Annotated in this window: 17 protein-coding genes; 3 read left to right on the top strand and 14 right to left on the bottom strand. The window is 70.1% G+C overall.

Annotated features, from left to right (window positions below; genetic code table 11):
• Window positions 1-399: 399 nt before the first annotated feature.
• From KXR53_RS05305 to KXR53_RS05285, 5 genes are all read right to left on the bottom strand, one after another.
• On the bottom strand, window positions 400-819 hold the full coding sequence (locus tag KXR53_RS05305) for a DUF1489 family protein (protein WP_437374052.1): 420 nt from the start codon (window positions 817-819) through the stop codon (window positions 400-402).
• Window positions 820-862: 43 nt separating this feature from the next.
• The gene (locus KXR53_RS05300) at window positions 863-1771 is read right to left on the bottom strand and encodes a hydroxymethylglutaryl-CoA lyase (protein ID WP_437374051.1); all 909 of its coding nucleotides are present in this window, start codon (window positions 1769-1771) and stop codon (window positions 863-865) included.
• A 1-nt stretch (window position 1772) separates the two neighbouring features.
• Window positions 1773-3740 carry an acetyl/propionyl/methylcrotonyl-CoA carboxylase subunit alpha gene (locus tag KXR53_RS05295; protein WP_437374050.1) on the bottom strand — a complete coding sequence of 656 codons (1968 nt, stop codon included), beginning with the start codon at window positions 3738-3740 and terminating at the stop codon, window positions 1773-1775.
• Window positions 3741-3818: 78 nt separating this feature from the next.
• Entirely contained in the window at window positions 3819-4454 is a 636-nt protein-coding gene (locus tag KXR53_RS05290; RefSeq protein ID WP_437374049.1) for a LysE family translocator, read from the bottom strand.
• Between the two features lie 84 nt (window positions 4455-4538).
• Window positions 4539-5783 (bottom strand): NAD(P)/FAD-dependent oxidoreductase, encoded by a 1245-nt coding sequence (locus tag KXR53_RS05285; RefSeq protein WP_437374048.1) that lies wholly within the window; start codon window positions 5781-5783, stop codon window positions 4539-4541.
• A 190-nt stretch (window positions 5784-5973) separates the two neighbouring features.
• Between KXR53_RS05285 and KXR53_RS05280 the strand changes: the two genes are divergently transcribed.
• The 3 genes from KXR53_RS05280 (at window position 5974) to KXR53_RS05270 (ending at window position 9438) form a co-directional block, all read left to right on the top strand.
• Window positions 5974-7995: a beta-N-acetylhexosaminidase gene (locus tag KXR53_RS05280; protein ID WP_437374047.1), complete on the top strand. Its 2022-nt coding sequence runs from the start codon at window positions 5974-5976 to the stop codon at window positions 7993-7995.
• Between the two features lie 115 nt (window positions 7996-8110).
• A complete protein-coding gene (locus tag KXR53_RS05275) occupies window positions 8111-8854 on the top strand; it encodes a hypothetical protein (RefSeq protein WP_437374046.1) in 744 nt (247 codons plus the stop codon).
• Window positions 8855-9060: 206 nt separating this feature from the next.
• Complete coding sequence (locus KXR53_RS05270) at window positions 9061-9438, top strand: hypothetical protein (protein ID WP_437374045.1); 378 nt, start codon at window positions 9061-9063, stop codon at window positions 9436-9438.
• Here the strand turns inward: KXR53_RS05270 and KXR53_RS05265 are convergent, their stop codons facing one another.
• The 9 genes from KXR53_RS05265 to KXR53_RS05225 all read right to left on the bottom strand — a co-directional run bounded on the left by KXR53_RS05265 (window position 9439) and on the right by KXR53_RS05225 (window position 18190).
• Window positions 9439-10215, bottom strand: a complete 777-nt coding sequence (locus tag KXR53_RS05265; RefSeq protein WP_437374044.1) for an enoyl-CoA hydratase-related protein — start codon at window positions 10213-10215, stop codon at window positions 9439-9441.
• Window positions 10212-10505, bottom strand: a complete 294-nt coding sequence (locus KXR53_RS05260; RefSeq protein WP_437374043.1) for a hypothetical protein — start codon at window positions 10503-10505, stop codon at window positions 10212-10214. The genes KXR53_RS05265 and KXR53_RS05260 overlap by 4 nt, the downstream gene beginning before the upstream one ends.
• 5 nt (window positions 10506-10510) lie before the next feature.
• The gene (locus KXR53_RS05255) at window positions 10511-12118 is read right to left on the bottom strand and encodes a carboxyl transferase domain-containing protein (RefSeq protein WP_437374042.1); all 1608 of its coding nucleotides are present in this window, start codon (window positions 12116-12118) and stop codon (window positions 10511-10513) included.
• Window positions 12119-12288: 170 nt separating this feature from the next.
• Window positions 12289-12564, bottom strand: a complete 276-nt coding sequence (locus KXR53_RS05250) for a hypothetical protein (RefSeq protein WP_437374041.1) — start codon at window positions 12562-12564, stop codon at window positions 12289-12291.
• 161 nt (window positions 12565-12725) lie between these two features.
• Window positions 12726-13457 carry a peptidase gene (locus tag KXR53_RS05245; RefSeq protein WP_437374040.1) on the bottom strand — a complete coding sequence of 244 codons (732 nt, stop codon included), beginning with the start codon at window positions 13455-13457 and terminating at the stop codon, window positions 12726-12728.
• A 37-nt stretch (window positions 13458-13494) separates the two neighbouring features.
• Window positions 13495-14319 carry a transglutaminase family protein gene (locus tag KXR53_RS05240; RefSeq protein ID WP_437374039.1) on the bottom strand — a complete coding sequence of 275 codons (825 nt, stop codon included), beginning with the start codon at window positions 14317-14319 and terminating at the stop codon, window positions 13495-13497.
• Window positions 14320-14328: 9 nt separating this feature from the next.
• On the bottom strand, window positions 14329-15264 hold the full coding sequence (locus tag KXR53_RS05235) for an alpha-E domain-containing protein (protein ID WP_437374038.1): 936 nt from the start codon (window positions 15262-15264) through the stop codon (window positions 14329-14331).
• 31 nt (window positions 15265-15295) lie between these two features.
• Window positions 15296-16708: a circularly permuted type 2 ATP-grasp protein gene (locus tag KXR53_RS05230; protein WP_437374037.1), complete on the bottom strand. Its 1413-nt coding sequence runs from the start codon at window positions 16706-16708 to the stop codon at window positions 15296-15298.
• A gap of 117 nt (window positions 16709-16825) precedes the next feature.
• Window positions 16826-18190 (bottom strand): glutamate--cysteine ligase, encoded by a 1365-nt coding sequence (locus KXR53_RS05225; protein ID WP_437374036.1) that lies wholly within the window; start codon window positions 18188-18190, stop codon window positions 16826-16828.
• Window positions 18191-18210: the final 20 nt, after the last annotated feature.

Here is an 18210-nt window from a genome sequence, read left to right as displayed (position 1 = left end):
AGCCCGACGCTCATGACTCTACTAGCGTCCGAGATACCGCGCCCGCTTGCTTCGCCTCTCATCCAGAGACCAAACCGCCGGCCGCGTATCCCTTCTCCACTTCAACTCACTTGTCCAAGATCCGCGCCCTTCCGAGAGCTCTCGCCCCCCTCCAGAGCCGCATCCGCCCGTCGCGCCTTCCCCTTCCAGGGCCGGCCCGCCAGGGCAGAAACGTCGATGTAGTGTCCCGACCCGGCTTTTGCAACCTTCTTTTGGCTGCCCTCCGCTGCGTCGCTCTCTTTCGAGTTCGTCGCCGCGGCGTCGCCGTCGGTGAGCGGGTTTATAGGGGGGTGATCCGGGCCACGCAAGAGCTTTTTTGCACTTCCGTGAATTTCTTTTCGGAGCCCCCGAGAGCCCCGATCAGAGCAGCCCGAGCGCCCTGAGTTCCTGCTGCAGATGGGCCGGCAGGTCGCTTTCCGACGAGCTCAGATCGCGCGGCGCCGCCTCCGGATCGAGATAGCGCCAGCCCTGGAAGGCGCGCAGCGGCCGTGCCTCGACCGGCACCAGCTGCGGGTCGTAGAGCAGGCGGCAATAGGTGTCGTCGTCCTCGTCGGTCACCATGACCATGTCGAGGATCCGCTGCCGCACCAGGATGACGTGGCGGATCACCCAGAAGATCGAGCCGCCGTCGATCAGCTCATCCCGTCGCGTCGGCATGCGCTTGGTATAGCCGAACACGACCTCGCGCCCGTCGACGACATGGCGCCGGCCCTGCTGGACCGCTTCGAGCTGGGCCGGGTCGGCGATGCCGACGGCGACCTTCAACAGATGGACAGGCACAGTTCCTCCGTGGCCGCAGCGTGCGACCAGGCTCCGGGATAAATCAGACGTCGGCGTCGCGGGCGATCATCGCCCGAGCCACCCTGGACACCGGCGGCCGGCCTAGCACGCCCGAGACGAATCGGGTGGCGTCGAGCAGCCGGTCCATGGCGACGCCGCTGGCGATGCCGAGGCCATCGAGAAGATAGAGCACATCCTCGGTCGCGACATTGCCCGTGGCGCCCTTGGCATAGGGGCAGCCGCCGAGCCCCGCCACCGCCGAATCGACCACGGCGATGCCACGCTCCAGCGCCGCGTGGATGTTGGCGACGGCCATGCCGTAGGTGTCGTGGAAATGCACCGCCAGCGAGTCGCGCGAGACCCGCGCCGCCACGGCCTCGATCATCGCCACCGCCTTGCCGGGCGTGCCGACGCCGATGGTGTCGCCCAGGCTGATCTCATAGCAGCCGAGGGCGAACAGGGCGGCCGAAACCTCGGCCACCTTCATCGGCGGCACCTCTCCTTCATAAGGACAGCCCAGCACGCACGAGACATAGCCGCGCACCTTCAGCCCCACGGCCCGGGCCCGGGCGACGACCGGGGCGAATCGGGCCAGGCTCTCGGCGATCGAGCAGTTGATGTTGCGGCGGCTGAAGCTCTCCGAGGCGGCGCCGAACACCGCGATCTCGGTCGCCCCGGCGGCGAGCGCGGCGTCGAGCCCGGTCTCGTTCGGCACCAGCACCGGGTAGGAGACGCCGGGCGCCCGCGCAATCCGGGCCATCACCTCGGCCGAATCGGCCATCTGCGGCACCCATTTCGGGCTGACGAAGGCGCCGGCCTCGATCGTGGTCAGCCCGGTCGCCGACAGAAGGTCGATCAGCTCGACCTTGGCCTCGAGCGGCACCACTGCCTTCTCGTTCTGCAGCCCGTCGCGCGGGCCGACCTCGACGATTCGGACTTTGGCCGGGAGCATGTCAGACCGCCTCGAATCCGATCAGGGCCACGCCCTCATCCACCTGGTCGCCGGCGGCGAAGGGCAGGCTGGTGACGGTGCCGTCCGCCGGTGCCGCCACGGTGTGCTCCATCTTCATCGCCTCCAGCACGATCAGCGGCTGGCCCTTGGTCACCCTGTCGCCCGCCCCGACCAGGACCGCGATCACCCGGCCGGGCATCGGCGCAGTCAGCCGGCTGCCGATCCCTGCCTCCTCGCCGGCATGGGCCAGCGAGTCGACGATGCCGAAGACCCGATCGGTGCCGTCGCACAGCACCGCGACGCGCTCGTCGGCCACCACGATCGTCGCCCGCACCGTACGGTCGCCAAGCCGGGCGGTCAGCACGCCGTCCACGAGCGTGCCGCCGGCCTCGACCGGCCCATCCGGCGTGTCGATCGACAGCCCGCCGTGGCGGCGGTAACGCACCGCCACCGGGATCTCGGTCTCGCCGTCGGCCAGGCGCAGCATCTCCACCGCCTCGTCGTTCAGCCGCCAGCCATCGGCCAGGCCCCAGGGGCTGGACCGGTCGCGGGCGCGGCCGAGCACGAGGCCCAGCGCGGCCAGCGCGATGTCCTCGGAGGAGGCCGGAGCCGGCGGCGGCAGCAGTTCCGCCGCGTGGCGGGCGATGAAGCCGGTGTCGAGCTCGGCCGCGGCGAAGGCCGGGTGGCGCGCGATCGCCCGCAGGAAACCGAGATTGGTGGCGAGGCCGGCGATCCGCACCTGGTCCAGCGCCAGGGCCAGCCGCCGCACCGCCGCCGGCCGGTCGTGGTCCCAGACGATCAGCTTGGCGATCATCGGGTCGTAGTGGATCGAGATCGCATCGCCCGGGCGGACGCCCGAATCGACCCGCACATGCGGCGGCGCCTCGGGCAGATCGAGATGCGCCAACCGCCCGGTCTGCGGCAGGAACCCGGCCTGCGGGTCCTCGGCATAGAGCCGGACCTCGATCGCGGCGCCGTTAATGGCGAGATCGTCCTGACCCAGCGGCAGCGCCCCCCCGGCAGCGACCAGCAACTGCCACTCGACCAGGTCGAGCCCGGTGATCGCCTCGGTCACCGGATGCTCGACCTGCAGCCGCGTGTTCATCTCCATGAAGTAGAAGCGGCCGTCGGTGTCGAGCAGGAACTCGACCGTGCCGGCGCCGACATAGCCGATGGCCCTGGCCGCAGCGACCGCGGCCTCGCCCATTGCGCGGCGGGTGGCGGGATCGAGGCCGGGGGCCGGCGCCTCCTCCACCACCTTCTGGTGGCGGCGCTGGATCGAGCAGTCGCGCTCGAACAGATAGACGCAGTGGCCCTGGCTGTCGGCGAAGACCTGGATCTCGACATGGCGCGGCCGGGCCAGGTAGCGCTCGATCAGCACCCGGTCGTCGCCGAAGGCCGAGGCCGCCTCGCGCTTCGCCCCGGCGAGCTGGGCCGCGAACTCCTCCGCCCGCTCGACCACCCGCATGCCCTTGCCGCCGCCGCCGGCCGAGGCCTTGATCAGCACCGGGAAGCCGATCCGCTCCGCCTCCGCCGCCAGACGGGCGGGGTCCTGGTCGGCCTCGTGATAGCCGGGCACCAGGGGCACGCCGGCCGCCGCCATCAGCGCCTTGGCCTCGCTCTTGCCGCCCATGGCGCGGATCGCGGCCGGCGGCGGACCGACGAAGACCAGCCCGGCCCGGGCGCAGGCCTCGGCGAATTCCGCATTCTCCGACAGGAAGCCATAGCCGGGATGGATCGCCTGTGCGCCGGTCGCCTTGGCCGCGGCCAGGATGGCGTCGATCTTCAGATAGCTGTCGCGCGCCGGGGCCGGGCCGATGCGGACCGCCAGATGGGTCTCGGCGACATGGCGTGCCCCGACATCGGCGTCGGAATGGACCGCGACGGTGCGCAGGCCGAGGCGCCGCGCCGTGCGGATCACCCGGCAGGCGATCTCCCCCCGATTGGCGATCAGAAGCGTATCGAACATTCCGGCCCCGAAACTGACGCTGGGTTCGGGCAACAATCTAACAGGGGCCGTGCGCCGCGCACGCGGGAAATCGAAACGCTATTTCGGCCGCCCGTCGGCCAGCACCAGCCGCGCCGCAAGGCCGAGAAAGACGACGCCGGTGAAGCCGTTCAGCAGCCGCGCCACGATCGGCCGGCGGGACAGGAGCTGGCCGACGCCGCCGGACGAGGTGCCGACCAGGGCGTTGACGATAGTGCCGGAGAAGTTGCCCAGCGTGCCCAGCACCAGGATCTGCAGCGCCGCGCTGTGCGCAGGGTCCACGAATTGCGGCAGGAAGGCGATGAAGAACAGTGCCACCTTCGGGTTCAGGACGTTGGTGACCATGCCATCGAGGAAGATCCGGCCCGCCGGCCGCGGCGGCAGCGGCCCGGCCGCCCCGAGCCCGGCGCCGGCGCCGCGCAGGGCCTTCACCGCCAGCCACAGCAGATAGGCGGCGCCGCCCCAGCGCAGGATCTCGAAGGCGGTCGGCGAGGCGGCGAACAGCCCGGCCAGGCCGAGCGCCGCCGCCACGGTGTGCACCGCCGCCCCACCGCCGATGCCGAGCGCCGCCGCCAGGCCGGCGCGCGGTCCGCGGGCGACGCCGTTGGCGAAGCAGAACAGCATGTCGGGGCCGGGCGTGAGGTTCAGCGCCAGGGCCGCGGCCACGAACAGGGCGAGCGTTGCCGGATCGAACATGGGGTCCTCGAATCTGTCGACAAGCGCGATCCTAGGCCGTTCCCCGCCATGCTCCACCGCGGCGGGCGCATGGCCGCCCCGCCGTCAGAACCGGTCGGTGCGGTAGGGCGACGGGTCGACCACGGTCTCGCCGCCGGTCAGCATCTCGGCCAGCAGCCGGCCGGTGACCGGCCCCAGGGTGAAGCCGTGATGGGCGTGGCCGAAGGCGAACCACAGGCCGCGATGCCGCGGCGCCGGGCCGATCACCGGCCGCATGTCGGGCAGGCAGGGCCGGGCGCCCATCCAGGGCCGGTCATCGACCCGGCCGTCCAGCGGGAACAGGGTGCGTGCCGCGGCCTCGGCCACCTCGAGCTGCACCGGCGTCGGCGGCGCGTCGCGGGGGCCCATCTCGACCCCTGTGGTCAGGCGCAGGCCGCGCGCCATCGGCGTCAGCAGGTAACCCCGCTCCTCGTCCAGCACCGGGCGGTGCAGCACGGCATTGCCGCGCGCCCGGTAATGCATGTGGTAGCCGCGCTTGACCGCGAGCGGCAGGCGATAGCCGAGCGGCCGGATCAGGTCGAGCGACCAGGGGCCGAGCGCCACCACCGCGTCGCGCGCCAGCACCGGGCCGTCCGGCCCCTGCAGGCTCCAGCCGCCGCCCTCCGCCGGCTGCAGCGACCTGGCGTCGGCCTGCAGCAGGCGACCGCCGCGGCGCAGGAACAGATCGGCATAGCCCTTGGTGACGGCGCCGGGATCGGACACCGAGACCGGGTCCTGCCAGTGCACGCCGCCGGCCAGCCCCTCCGCCAGATGCGGCTCCAGCGCCCGGATCTGCGCCGGGTCGAGCACGCCGAAGTTGAGGCCATGGGCGGCGGCGGTGGCCGTCTCCGCCGCGCCGGCCGCCAGGCCGCGGGCGGTGCGGTAGACGGTGAGCCAGCCGGTCTCGCGCGCCAGATGGGTGATGCCGGCCTGTTCCAGCAGCGGCCGGTGTTCGTCCAGGCAGCGCTCGATCAGCGGCAGCATCGCCCGCGCCGCCTCGGCCAGGCGCGCCGGTGAGGAATGGCGCCAGTACTGGAACAGCCAGGGTGCGATCCGCGGCAGGAAGACCCAATGGTAGCGGGCGTCGATCCGCCGGTTCGAGGCGTAGCGCAGCAGGTCGAGCAGCGACCGCGGGAAGGCATAAGGCACGACGCTGGCACGCTCGATCAACCCGGCATTGCCGTGGCTGGTCTCCTCGCCCGGGCCGCGGCGGTCGACCAGCACCACCGACCGGCCGCGGGCCTGCAGATGGAGGGCGGTCGAGACCCCGACGATTCCGGCCCCGAGGACGGCGACATCGCTTCTGATCACGGTTCGACTGCCTTTCTGGCCCTGCCGTCCGGCCGGCCCCGATTCCGCATACCACATCTGGACGGGGTTTGGAGTTGAGCGCCGACCAGGCTGCCTCGTGGTATAGACCATTGCCACCTGCCTGCCGCCATGGGCAGCATGCGGCACAGCAGACAGCCCGTCGTCCCCGCCAACCGCAAAGGCCTACCCGATGACGTCCTCGCCGTGCTCCCCCTTCCGTCTCGAGACCTTCTGGAAGCCCGCCGAGGGCGAGGAGCCCCTGAGCTATTCCCTGCGTCTGACCAACCAGTCGGACAGGCCGGTGTCGGGCTTCAGACTCTGCGTCAGCGGCCCCGCCCGGATCGACCCAGCCGCGACCATCGAGGGCGGCGCGCTGACCGCCCGGCTGTCCAATCACTCCGAATTCGCGCCCGGGCCCGGCACCGAGTTCGCCCCCGGCGCCAGCTGGACCGTGACCGCGCGGGGGCTGAGTTATCCGCTGCGCCACTGGAGCGACGGCGCCACCACCGCCTATATCGTTCTGCCGGACGGTTCGACCGCGCCGGTCGCCGTCTCCCCGACGCGTTCGGCTTCCGACAACGCGCCGCTGAAGCGGGGCACCGAGCGCTTCCCGGTTCCGGCCTCGACGCCGGTTCCGATCGCCGTCATCCCTTGGCCGGCACGAGTCGAGATCGGCGGCCGCCGCGCGGTTCCTGCCGGCCTTGCGCCGAAGGGAAAAGGCGCGGAGGCCGAACAGGCCGTGGCCGCCTTTGCCGAGCTGACCGGCTCGCTCTTCCCCGCCGAGGGCATCATGCGCCTGGAGGCGGAGGGTGGGCTGAGCGTCGACCTCGCGACCGAGCCGGGCTTCGGCCCCGAGGCGTACCGCATTGCCTTCGCCAGGACTGGCATCGCCGTGCGGGCCGCCACCCGCACCGGCCTGCTCTACGGCCTGATCACGCTCGGCCAGATCTGGCGCGGCGCCAGGCTTCACCCCGAGACCTTCCTGTTCCCCGAGAGCGGCGAGATCACGGATTCCCCGGCCCATGGCTGGCGCGGGTCGCATCTCGACGTCGCGCGCCAGTTCTATTCCTCGGCCGAAGTCGCCCGGTTCCTGCGCCTCTTGGCCTGGAGCAAGATGAACCGCTTCCACTGGCACCTGTCGGACGACGAGGCCTGGCGCGTCGAGATTGACGCCTATCCGGAGCTGACGCGGATCGGTGCCTGGCGCGGCCACGGGCTGGCACTGCCGCCGCTGCTCGGCTCCGGGCCCGAGCCGCAGGGCGGCTTCTACACCAAGCCGGCGATCCGCGACCTCGTCGCCCTGGCCGACCGCCTCGGCATCACCGTGGTGCCGGAGATCGACATCCCCGGCCACTGCTACGCCGTGCTGCAGTCGCTGCCGCGTCTCCGCGACCCGGGCGAGCACGGCGAATATCAATCGGTGCAGGGCTTCCCCAACAACTGCCTGAACCCGGCCCACGAGCCGGTCTACACATTCGTTGAAACCGTCTTCGACGAGCTGATCGCGCTGTTCCCGTCCCGGATCATCCATGTCGGCGCGGACGAGGTGCCGCTGGCCGCCTGGTCGGGCTCGCCGCTGGCGCTCGATCGCCTGAAGCGGATCGGCGGCGCGGCGCTGGCCGAGCAGCATGCGCGGCTGGTCGACACGATCGGCAACCGGCATGGCGCCGACGCCATCGAAGGGTCGGCCACCGCGATGCTGCAGGCGGAGTTCCTGCGGCGCGTCCAGCGCTTCCTCGCCTCGCGCGATGTCGTCACCGGCGGTTGGGAGGAGGCGGCGCATGGCGACGTGATCGAGAAGGACAGGAGCTATCTCGTCGGCTGGCGCTCGGTCGAGGTCAGCGCCGAGCTCGCCGGCCGCGGCTACGACATCGTCGTCTCGCCCGGGCAGCGCTATTACCTCGACATGTCGCAGAGCACCGCCTGGTCCGAGCCGGGCGCCGGCTGGGCCGGCTGGTCGGGCCCGCAGGAGACCTATGAGTTCGATCCCGTCGAGGGCTGGACCGAAGCCCAGTTGAAGCACTTCCTGGGCGTCCAGGCCTGCATCTGGTCCGAGCCGATGACCGACCGCGGGGTCTTCGACCGCCTGGTCTTCCCCAGGCTTTCGGCCATCGCCGAAACCGGCTGGACCCGCAAGGAGGCGAAGTCCTGGGCGCGCTTCAGCGCCCTGGCGGGGCTGATGCCGAACCTGTACGGGCATTGGGCGGAGTGATCCGCAGACGCATCATCGGCGCACCTGATACAGTGGTGACCAGCTTCGCCGTCACAAGGGTGTCGGGGCAAAAACCGCGATGAACGGGCCCCCCGACCCGATCCAGGGAGGACCGATGAGCGAGACCAGGATCGACGAGATCGCCGACGGCATCTATCGGCTGTCGACCTATGTGCCGGAGGTCGCGCCGCCGGCCGGCTTCACCTTCAACCAGTTCCTGATCAGGGCCGAGGAGCCGCTGTTGTTCCATTGCGGCCTGCGGCGGATGTTCCCGGCCGTCGCGGCCGCTGTCGCCCGGCTGATGCCGGTCGACCGGTTGCGCTGGATCGGCTTCGGCCATGTCGAGGCCGACGAGTGCGGCGCCATGAACGAATGGCTGGCGGCCGCACCGCAGGCGCAAGTGGTGCACGGCAGAATCGGCTGCATGGTGTCGATCACCGACATGGCCGACCGGCCGCCGCGGCCGCTGGCCGACGGCGAGGTCTTCGATTTCGGCGGCAAGCGGCTGCGCTACCTGGACACGCCGCAAATTCCGCATGGTTGGGATGCCGGGGTCCTGTACGACGAGACCACCGGGACGCTGCTGTGCGGCGACCTGTTCACCCATGTCGGCAACGGCCCCGCCTTGACCGAGGACGACGTCGTCGGCCCGGCCCGGGCCGCGGAGGACATGTTCGGCTTCAGCGCCCTGACGCCGATGACGGCGCCGACGATCCGGCGGCTGGCCGGGCTGTCCCCGCGCACGCTCGCGATCATGCACGGCTCATCCTTCCACGGTGACGGTGCTGCCGCCCTGAACGCGCTGGCGGACGACTACGCGCGCCGGCTGCAGGAGCAGATGGATCGCCTGGCGGGGTAAGTCGAAGAGGCCTGGACATCCCCTAATCCTAGGGGAGTGCGGCGGCACCGCGATCCGGCGAGACTGGGAGCGCGCAAGGGGACGGGGATGCGCCGAGATCGCCCTGTGCCGTCCGTAACAGGTCGGCCAGTACGATTCGGCGCATCCTCCGGCGCGGCAGACCGGCCGAGCACTGCGACATGGCCGGCGTCGATCGTCGAGGGAAGATGATGCGGAATATCGACAAAGCGTTCTTCACCCTGGCCGTGCTGCTGGGGCTGATCGGCATGCTGATGGGAATCCAGATGGGCATCGCCCACGACTTCCAGCTCGTGCCGGTGCACACCCACATCAATCTCGTCGGCTGGGTGTCGCTCGCGCTGTTCGGCGCCGGCTACCGGCTGGGGCTTGCCAAGGCCGGCGGGCTGAGCGTGCTGCATTTCTGGATCGCGGCCGCCGGCGCCATCCTGCTGCCGCTCGGCATCTATCTGGCCGTGACCCGGCAGCAGGAAACCCTGGCCATCATCGGCTCGCTGCTGACACTCGCCTCGATGCTGCTGTTCCTGGTGAACGTCCTGCGGGCCCGGTCCGCGCCGGCGGGCTGATCAGCCCAGCCAAGCCGGCTTGCGCTTCTCCAGGAAGGCGGCGACGCCTTCCCTGCCCTCTTCGCCGGCGCGGATCGCGGCGATGCGGCGGGCGCAGTCCTCCTCGACCTCGGCCGGCGGCCGGCCGGCGACTGCGGCGACCAGATCCTTCGCCGCCCGGACCGCCGCCGGGCCGTTGCCGCGCAGCGCCGCCAGGATGCGCCGCGCCGCTTCCTCCAGCCCGTCTCCCGCCACCAGCTCGTGCACCAGTCCGAGGCGCCGGGCCTCGACCGCGTCGAAACGCTCGGCTGTCAGGAAATAGCGGCGGGCGGCGCGGGCGCCGATGGCGCGCACGACATAGGGGCTGATCACCGCCGGGATCAGGCCGAGTTTGACCTCGGACAGCGAGAAGCTGGCAGCCTCCGTGGCGACGGCGATGTCGCAGCAGGCGACGAGGCCGACCCCGCCGCCATAGGCCGCGCCATGGACCAGGGCGACCGTCGGCTTGGGCAGCGTGTCGATGGTGCGCATCAGCGCCGCAAGCGCCCGCGCGTCGGCCAGGTTGGCGGCCTCATCATAGGCCGCCATGCGTCGCATCCAGTCGAGATCGGCCCCGGCCGAGAAGCTCTTGCCCGCCCCGCGCAGCACCACCGCGCGCACCGCATCCTCCGCGCCGAGCCTGGCGAAGGCCGCGGTCAGGTCGGCGATGACGTGCTCGTCGAAGGCGTTGTGTCGGTCCGGCCGGTCCATCACGACCGTGCCGACGCCATCTTCGATCTCGATCCGGACCGCGCTCATCGCACCACCCAGCTCAGCACCATCAGCCCCAGCACCGCCCAGACGATCCCCGCCACGATCGAGCGGGCGATGAAGGAGCGGACGGAACTGTAGAGCAGAAACAGGCCCAAGATCAGCAGCGCGAAGGAGAAGATCGAGCTGTTCATCCCGATCGCGCGGGCCATGCCGTCGAGGAAGTCGTCGACGGCGCTGCCGAGGCCGTCGACCACCGCCCGGATCGCACGAATGATGAAGCCGATCACCCCGCCCAGCGTCTCGCCAAGCCATTCGAAGAAGTTGGTCTGAATCATTCCCCTCACATCCGGAAGACGCCGAAGCGGGTCGGCCCGATCGGCGCGTTCAGCGCCGCCGATAGCGCCAGCGCCAGCACCCGACGGCTGTCCGCCGGGTCGATCACGCCGTCGTCCCACAGCCGGGCCGAGGCGTAATAGGGATGCCCCTGCCGCTCGTATTGGTCGCGGATCGGCGCCTTGAACGCCTCCTCCTCCGCCTCCGGCCAGGTCTCGCCCTTGGCCTCGATGCCGTCGCGCCGGACCTGGGCCAGGACATTCGCCGCCTGCTCGCCGCCCATCACCGAGATCCGGGCGTTCGGCCACACGAACAGGAAGCGCGGCCCGTAGGCGCGGCCGCACATGCCGTAATTGCCGGCGCCGAAGCTGCCGCCGATGATCAGGGTCAATTTCGGCACCTGGGCGCAGGCCACGGCGGTGACCAGCTTGGCGCCGTCCTTGGCGATGCCGCCGCGCTCGTATTTCGAGCCGACCATGAAGCCGGTGATGTTCTGCAGGAACAGCAGCGGGATGCCGCGCTGACAGCACAGCTCGACGAAATGCGCCCCCTTCAGCGCGCTTTCCGAGAACAGGATGCCGTTGTTGGCGACGATGCCGATCGGGATGCCCCAGAGATGGGCGAAGCCGCAGACGAGGGTGGTGCCGTAGAGCGCCTTGAACTCGTCGAACTCCGAGCCGTCGACGAGGCGGGTGATCACCTCGCGCACCTCGAAGGGCTTTTTCAGGTCGATACCGACGATGCCGTAGAGATCGGTGGCCGGGTACAGCGGCTCGACCGGGTCGCGCAGCGCCAGCTTCGGCCGCTTCACCCGGTTGAGGTTGGCGACGATGCGACGGGCGATCGCCAGGGCATGGTGGTCATCCTGGGCATAATGGTCGGTGACGCCGGAAATTCGGCTGTGCACGTCGGCGCCGCCGAGATCCTCGGCCGAGACCACCTCGCCCGTCGCTGCCTTCACCAGCGGCGGGCCGCCGAGGAAGATGGTGCCCTGGCCCTTGACGATGATGGATTCGTCCGACATCGCCGGGACATAGGCGCCGCCGGCGGTGCAGGAGCCCATCACCACCGCGAGCTGCGGGATACCGGCGGCCGACATCGTCGCCTGGTTGTAGAAGATCCGGCCGAAATGGTCGCGGTCGGGGAAGACCTGATCCTGCAGCGGCAGGAAGGCGCCGCCGGAATCGACCAGATAGAGGCAGGGCAGGTTGTTCTCGCGCGCGATCTCCTGCGCCCGCAGATGCTTCTTCACCGTCAGCGGATAATAGGTGCCGCCCTTCACCGTCGCGTCATTGGTAACGATGACGCATTCCTGGCCGGAGACCGGGCCGATGCCGGTGATGATGCCGGCGGCGGGGACATCCTCGCGGTAGACGCCGTGGCCGGCGAGTTGCGACAGCTCGAGGAACGGTGCGCCGGGGTCGAGCAGCGTACGGATGCGGTCGCGCGGCAGCAGCTTGCCCCGGGCGACGTGACGGTCGCGGGCCGCCTGACCGCCGCCCAGCTTGATCCGGGCGACGGTCGCCTGCAGGTCGTCGATGGCGGCGCGCATGGCCGCTTCATTGTCGCGGAAGGCGGCGGACCGGGGGTCGACCGCGCTGTTCAGCACGGGCATGGGCGCTCCAGCTCAAGCCAACGGTGCCGCGCACCATGCCGGGATGGAGGAATCCGGGCAAGGGCAGAAAGATTGTTGCCAAGGCGACGCCGGACCACGCACTCCAACAAGAAAGGGGGCCGAAGCCCCCTTTTTTGCCGCTTTCCCATTCCTTCAGATTGCCGTGCCGATCACGGGCACTGCGGGTCGCCCTTGGTGCACTGCGGACCGTTGGTCAGCAGCTGGTTCGGGGCGCGGTAGACGTAGCGGTTCACGACCCGCCCGCCCTCCACCACGGTGCTGGAACTCTCGAGCGTCGAGCCCGGCGGGACATTGGCGGGCAGCTGGGCCGGTGCCGGCGGGGTTCCGCCTTCCACCACCGCCGGCCGCGGCTCGGCGCAGGCACCAAGCGCCAGGAGCGCAGCGAAACCGGAAAGCAGGGCGGTTCTACGAAGCGCGATGCGCATGGCACTGTCTCCTCTTTATCATTATCGGTCGTTCCGTGGACACGGCGTTACGCCGATACAACACCGCAAGGGTGGTGCAGGCTCCCGGCAATTTCAACCTTGAAACCTGCTAAATACTAACCGCTTCGAGTCGCTTGGTCAGCCCCCGTATAACCCGCGGGTTAGGCCCAGTCCGGATCCGGGATGGCCTGATAGGCCTGCCGCAGCGCGTCCGACCAGCGCTGCCGCAGCCCGGAGAAATAGGCGTCATCCTCGCCGATCCGCTTGCGCAGGGCCAGCTTCAGGGCATCCCGGCGGTACAGCGCGACATCGATCGGCAGCCCGACCGACAGGTTGCTGCGCAGGGTCGAATCCATCGACACCAGGCCGAGCTTGAGCCCATCGATCAGCTTCGTGTCGAAGCGGGCGGCGCGGTCGAGAATCGGCTTGCCGTATTTGTGCTCGCCGATCTGGAGATAAGGCGTGTCGGCCGTCGCCTCGATGAAGTTTCCGGCCTGGTAGATCTCGAACAGCCGGCAGCGGCGCCCGGCGATCTGGCCGCCGAGCAAGAAGGAGGCGTTGAAGCCGCCGGCATGCTGCTGCATCGCCTCGCCGTCGCGATTCCAGACCGCACGCACCGCCTCGCCCACCAGCTCGGCGCAGCGGAACATCGACGGCGCGGTGGCCAGGCTCTCGCGCCCGTCGCCGACGTCGACCGCCTCGGACAGCACCGCGACCACTGATTGGGTGACGGCGAGATTGCCGGCGGTGAGCAGCACCAGCACCCGGTCGTCCGGCCGTTCCCAGACATGCATCTTGCGGAAGGTGGAGATGTTGTCGACCCCGGCATTGGTGCGGGTGTCGGCGATCATCACCAGCCCTTCTTCGAGCAGGAGGCCGAGGCAGTAGGTCATGCGGGACGATCCGTGGCCGTCATGGGTGGGAAGGCGGTCAGGCCTGCGCCTGGGTCTGGGACTGGCCGACGCGGACCAGGACCTCCAGCGCCTCGGCGCCGCCGCCCTGGCGCAGGCCGCGGACCGGCGCGGTGTCGCGGTAGTCGAGCCCGACGGCGACGCGGACATAGTGCTCGGTCGGGCACACCCCGTTGGCGGCGTCGAAGCCGACCCAGCCGAGCCCGTCGATGAAAGCCTCGGCCCAGGCATGGCCGGCCGCCTGCTCGACGCTGCCGTCGGCCATCAGCAGATAACCCCCGACATAGCGGGCCGGCAGCCCGAGATGGCGGGCGCAGGCGAGGAAGACATGGGTGTGGTCCTGGCATACGCCGACGCCGGCCGCCAGCGCCTCCGCCGCAGTGGTGGCGGCGTGGGTCTGGCCAGGCCGGAAGGCGATGCGGCCGCGCACCGCCAGCATCAGCGCGTGGGCCAGGGCCAGCGGCTCGCGCCCGGCCGCGGCCGCCGCCTCCGCCAGCTCGACCAGGGCGGCGTCCGCGTGGGCCAGCGGCGACGGACGCAGATAGAAGGCGGGCGGAAACCGCTCCTCGGCGCCGGTGACGATGCCGTTGGTGTCCCGGGTCACGACCTCGCCCTCGACCAGCAGCGTCAGCGAATCGTGCGGCCGCTCCAGCGACAGCATGTCGACGATGTTGCCGTAGCCATCCTCGCCCGGGGCCAGATTGGCCCCGGCCGGCGGCACCACCCGCCAGCGCAGCACCTCCTGCCCGTCATGCGACCGAGGCGTCAGGCGCAGCGTCTGCAGGGTGCGGGCGACCGGGCTGTCGTAGCGGTAGCGGGTCTCGTGGCGGATCAGGAGGCGCATGGGCCGGGATCAGATCAGATAGGCCTTGCTGACCTCCAGGCCTAGGATGTTGTTCTGCTGGATGAACGCGGTCAGATATTCGTGCAATCCGGTCTGCAAGATCGTGTCGATCCGGCCGTAGCGCAAGCGCGAATGCATCTCCCCGGCGAGACGCTGGCATTCGTGCTTGCGGCCATAGAGGTCGGCGAGCTGGCCGAGCAGCTCGACCATCTCGCCCAGGCAGCCGGCGAGCGAGCGCGGCATTTCCGGCCGCAGGATCAGCAGCTCGGCCACCTGCCAAGGCTTGATGCCGTCGCGGTAGAGATAGGAGTAGCTGCCGAGCGCCGAGGCGCCGCGCAGCACCGCCGCCCATTGGTAGAAGTCGAGGCCGCCGCCGACCTCCTCGTGCGCCGGCAGCAGCACATGGTACTTCACGTCGAGCAGCCGGGCGGTGTTGTCGGCGCGCTCCAGCATGGTGCCGAGCTGCAGGAAGATATGGGCATCGTCGCGCAGCATGGTGTCGGCGACGGCGCCGTGAAACAGCATCGCCCGTTCCTTGACCCATTCCAGGAAGTCGCGCAGATCGCCGGCGATCAGCCCCTCCTTGCCGTCGAGGTCGAGCCAGGTGGCGTTCAGCGTCTCCCACATCGGCCGGGTCAGCGCCGCGCGCACCGCCCGCCCGTTGGTACGCGCCCGCTGCAGGCAGGAGCGGATGCTGGACGGGTTGTCCAGGTTCCGGACGATGTAGTCGACCACCGCGGCCGCGGTCGCCGTCTCGTGCGCCTTGTAGAAGCTCTCCTCGCAGCCGGAGATGACGACGGCGGAGTGCCATTCGTCCTGACGCCCGCCGCCGCCGTCCGGCGTCAGCGCCATGCGGTCGGCGACCTCGAGGATGCGGGCGAGGTTCTCGGCCCGCTCGACGTAGCGGCCGAGCCAATAGAGGCTGTCGGCGGTGCGGCTCAGCATCCCGATGACCCTGCCTTGATGTCCTGCACCGTCATGCCGTCAGCACCCAGGTGTCCTTGGTGCCGCCGCCTTGACTCGAATTGACCACCAGCGACCCTTCGCGCAGCGCCACCCGGGTCAGCCCGCCCGGCACGATCCGGATGCTGTCGCTGCCGGTCAGCACGAAGGGGCGCAGGTCGACATGGCGGGGCGCAACGCCCTGGTCGACGAAGGTCGGGCAGGTCGACAGCGCCAGGGTCGGCTGGGCAATGAACAGGTCGGGCTGGGCGCGCACCCGCTCGGCATAGGCCTCGCGCTCGGCCCGGCTGGCGGTCGGGCCGACCAGCATGCCGTAGCCGCCGGACCCCGCTACCTCCTTCACCACCAGCTCGTCGAGCCGGTCGAGGACATGGGCGCATTCCTCGGGCTTGGAGCAGTCCCAGGTCGGGACGTTCTTCAGGATCGGCTCCTCGCCCAGATAGAAGCGAATCATCGCCGGGACGTGGATGTACATCGCCTTGTTGTCGGCGATGCCGGTGCCCATGGCATTGGCGAGGGTCACGTTGCCGGCGCGGTAGGCGTGATACAGGCCGGGCACGCCGAGCACGGACTCGGGGTTGAACACCAGCGGGTCGAGGAAATCGTCGTCGATCCGGCGGTAGATCACGTCGACCCGTTTCGGCCCGCGGGTGGTGCGCATGTAGACCACGGCGTCGCGCACGAACAGGTCCGGCCCTTCGACCAGCTCGATCCCCATCCGGTCGGCCAGGAAGCTGTGCTCGAAATAGGCGCTGTTGTAGATGCCGGGGGTCAGGAGCGCGACGGTCGGATCGCCGTCGCAATTGCGCGGCGCGACCGAGGTCAGGGTGGCCAGCAGCTCCTGCGGGTAGTGCTCGACCGGGGCGACGCTGTGCCGGGCGAACAGGCCGGGGAACAGCCGCATCATCATCTCGCGGCCTTCCAACATGTAGGAGACGCCGGACGGCGTGCGGACATTGTCCTCCAGCACGTAAAACTCGTTCGGCCCGACCCGGACGATATCGATGCCGGCGATATGGGTGTAGACGCCGCCGGGCGGGTCCAGCCCCTGCATCTCCGGCAGATAGCCGGGGTTGTGCAGCACCAGCCGTTCCGGCACCTGGCCGGCGCGCAGGATCTCCTGGCCGTGATAGACGTCGTGCAGGAAGGCGTTGAGCGCCCGCACCCGCTGCGTCAGCCCCTGCTCGAGATGCCGCCATTCGGCGGCATCGAGCACGCGGGGCATGATGTCGAAGGGGATCAGCCGCTCCGGGTCGCCGCCCTCTCCATAGACGGCGAAGGTGATGCCGATGCGGCGGAACAGCGCCGCCGCCTCCCGGCGCTTGAGATCGAAGACCGAGGCCGGCGTCGCTGCCAGCCACTCCGCCAGGGCCGCATAGGGAGACCGGACCGGTCCGCCGCCCATCTCGTCGAATGCCTGCACCATCCCTCCGGCACGTCCCTGCTCGACGAAACCATCAAGCAAGGCATGTGCCATGGACCGCAAGCATAATTCCTCGCGGATCGGCGAAGGATGCCTAAAATTCCGGCAAAGCCTGCCGGGTCAGTAGGCGTAGGCGGTGAAGACCGGGTCGATCGAGCCGCCCCATTCGGTCTCGAAGCGGCGCAGCATCTCCGAGGCCTGGGTCTCGCCGCTGTCGACAATGCGCTGCAGCTCGTTGAGGAAGCCCTCCTCGGTGCCGCCGATGGCATCGGTCCTGGCCCGGGCGGCGAGGCCGTGCCGGGCGATCGCCAGCACCCGCAATGCCACGTCGCGCACCGTGCCGCCGCGGAACGGCGTGGCAAGGCCGAGGCGCGGCACGTCGCGGCGCAGCGCCGCCCGCTCCGCCGTCGTCCAGTCCTTGACCAGGTCCCAGGCGGCGTCGAGCGCGGTGCCGTCATAGAGCAGCCCGACCCAGAGCGCCGGCAGGGCGCAGAGGCGCGACCACGGCCCGCCGTCGGCGCCGCGCATCTCGAGGTACTTCTTCAGCCGCACCTCGGGGAAGGCGGTGGTCAGATGGTCGGCCCAGTCGCTGAGGGTCGGCAGATGGCCGGGATAGACCGGCAGCTCGCCCTTGAGGAAGGCTCGGAAGCTGTGCCCCGCCGCGTCGATGTAGCGGCCGTCGCGGTAGACGAAGTACATCGGCACGTCGAGCAGGTAGTCGACATAGCGCTCGAAGCCGAAGCCGTCCTCGAACACGAAGGGCAGGTCGCCGGTGCGGTCGGGGTCGGTGTCGGTCCAGATGTGGCTGCGGAAGCTCTGGAACCCGTTCGGCCGGCCCTCGGTGAAGGGCGAGTTGGCGAACAGCGCCGTCGCCACCGGCTGCAGCGCCAGGCTGGTCCGGAACTTCTTCACCATGTCGGCTTCGGAGCCGAAGTCGAGATTGACCTGCACCGTGCAGGTGCGGGTCATCATGTCGAGGCCGAGCGATCCGCGCTTCGGCATGTATTCGCGCATGATCTTGTAGCGGCCCTTGGGCATCCAGGGGATGTCCTCGCGCCGCCATTTCGGCTGGAAGCCGAGGCCGATCATGCCGATGCCGAGCTGCTCTCCCACCTTGCGCACCTGGGCGAGATGGTCGGCCACCTCGGCGCAGGTCTCGTGGATGCTGCGCAGCGGCGCACCCGACAGCTCGACCTGGCCGCCCGGCTCCAGCGTCACCGAGGCCTTGTCGCGGGCCAGCGCGATCAGCTTGCCATTCTCCTCGACCCGCTCCCAACCGCAGCCGGCCAGGCCCTCGAGCACGGCACGGATGCCGTCCGGGCCGTCATAGGGCAACGGCTTCAGGTCCGACAGGCGGAAGGCGAACTTCTCGTGCTCGGTGCCGATGCGCCAATCCTCGGCCGGCTTCGATCCGGCGGCGAGATAGTCGACGAGCTGGGCCTTGCTCTCGATCGGGGCGGCGCTGGCGGTCTGCGGACCGGACATGGGGACACTCGGCTAACGGG

The organism is Inquilinus limosus, from assembly GCF_051487185.1.
GTDB lineage: Bacteria > Pseudomonadota > Alphaproteobacteria > DSM-16000 > Inquilinaceae > Inquilinus > Inquilinus limosus_F.
Note: the sequence above shows the minus strand (reverse complement) of the source record. Positions and strands in the feature narration are given on the sequence as shown.

Bases quoted from the DNA above. Each gene is read 5' to 3' on its own strand.
- KXR53_RS05300 (WP_437374051.1), bottom strand. From the start codon at position 1,771: ATGCTCCCGGCCAAAGTCCGAATCGTCGAGGTCGGCCCGCGCGACGGG.
- KXR53_RS05295 (WP_437374050.1), bottom strand. From the start codon at position 3,740: ATGTTCGATACGCTTCTGATCGCCAATCGGGGGGAGATCGCCTGCCGG.
- KXR53_RS05290 (WP_437374049.1), bottom strand. From the start codon at position 4,454: ATGTTCGATCCGGCAACGCTCGCCCTGTTCGTGGCCGCGGCCCTGGCG.
- KXR53_RS05280 (WP_437374047.1), top strand. From the start codon at position 5,974: ATGACGTCCTCGCCGTGCTCCCCCTTCCGTCTCGAGACCTTCTGGAAG.
- KXR53_RS05275 (WP_437374046.1), top strand. From the start codon at position 8,111: ATGAGCGAGACCAGGATCGACGAGATCGCCGACGGCATCTATCGGCTG.
- KXR53_RS05270 (WP_437374045.1), top strand. From the start codon at position 9,061: ATGATGCGGAATATCGACAAAGCGTTCTTCACCCTGGCCGTGCTGCTG.
- KXR53_RS05265 (WP_437374044.1), bottom strand. From the start codon at position 10,215: ATGAGCGCGGTCCGGATCGAGATCGAAGATGGCGTCGGCACGGTCGTG.
- KXR53_RS05260 (WP_437374043.1), bottom strand. From the start codon at position 10,505: ATGATTCAGACCAACTTCTTCGAATGGCTTGGCGAGACGCTGGGCGGG.
- KXR53_RS05255 (WP_437374042.1), bottom strand. From the start codon at position 12,118: ATGCCCGTGCTGAACAGCGCGGTCGACCCCCGGTCCGCCGCCTTCCGC.
- KXR53_RS05250 (WP_437374041.1), bottom strand. From the start codon at position 12,564: ATGCGCATCGCGCTTCGTAGAACCGCCCTGCTTTCCGGTTTCGCTGCG.
- KXR53_RS05245 (WP_437374040.1), bottom strand. From the start codon at position 13,457: ATGACCTACTGCCTCGGCCTCCTGCTCGAAGAAGGGCTGGTGATGATC.
- KXR53_RS05240 (WP_437374039.1), bottom strand. From the start codon at position 14,319: ATGCGCCTCCTGATCCGCCACGAGACCCGCTACCGCTACGACAGCCCG.
- KXR53_RS05235 (WP_437374038.1), bottom strand. From the start codon at position 15,264: ATGCTGAGCCGCACCGCCGACAGCCTCTATTGGCTCGGCCGCTACGTC.
- KXR53_RS05230 (WP_437374037.1), bottom strand. From the start codon at position 16,708: ATGGTGCAGGCATTCGACGAGATGGGCGGCGGACCGGTCCGGTCTCCC.
- KXR53_RS05225 (WP_437374036.1), bottom strand. From the start codon at position 18,190: ATGTCCGGTCCGCAGACCGCCAGCGCCGCCCCGATCGAGAGCAAGGCC.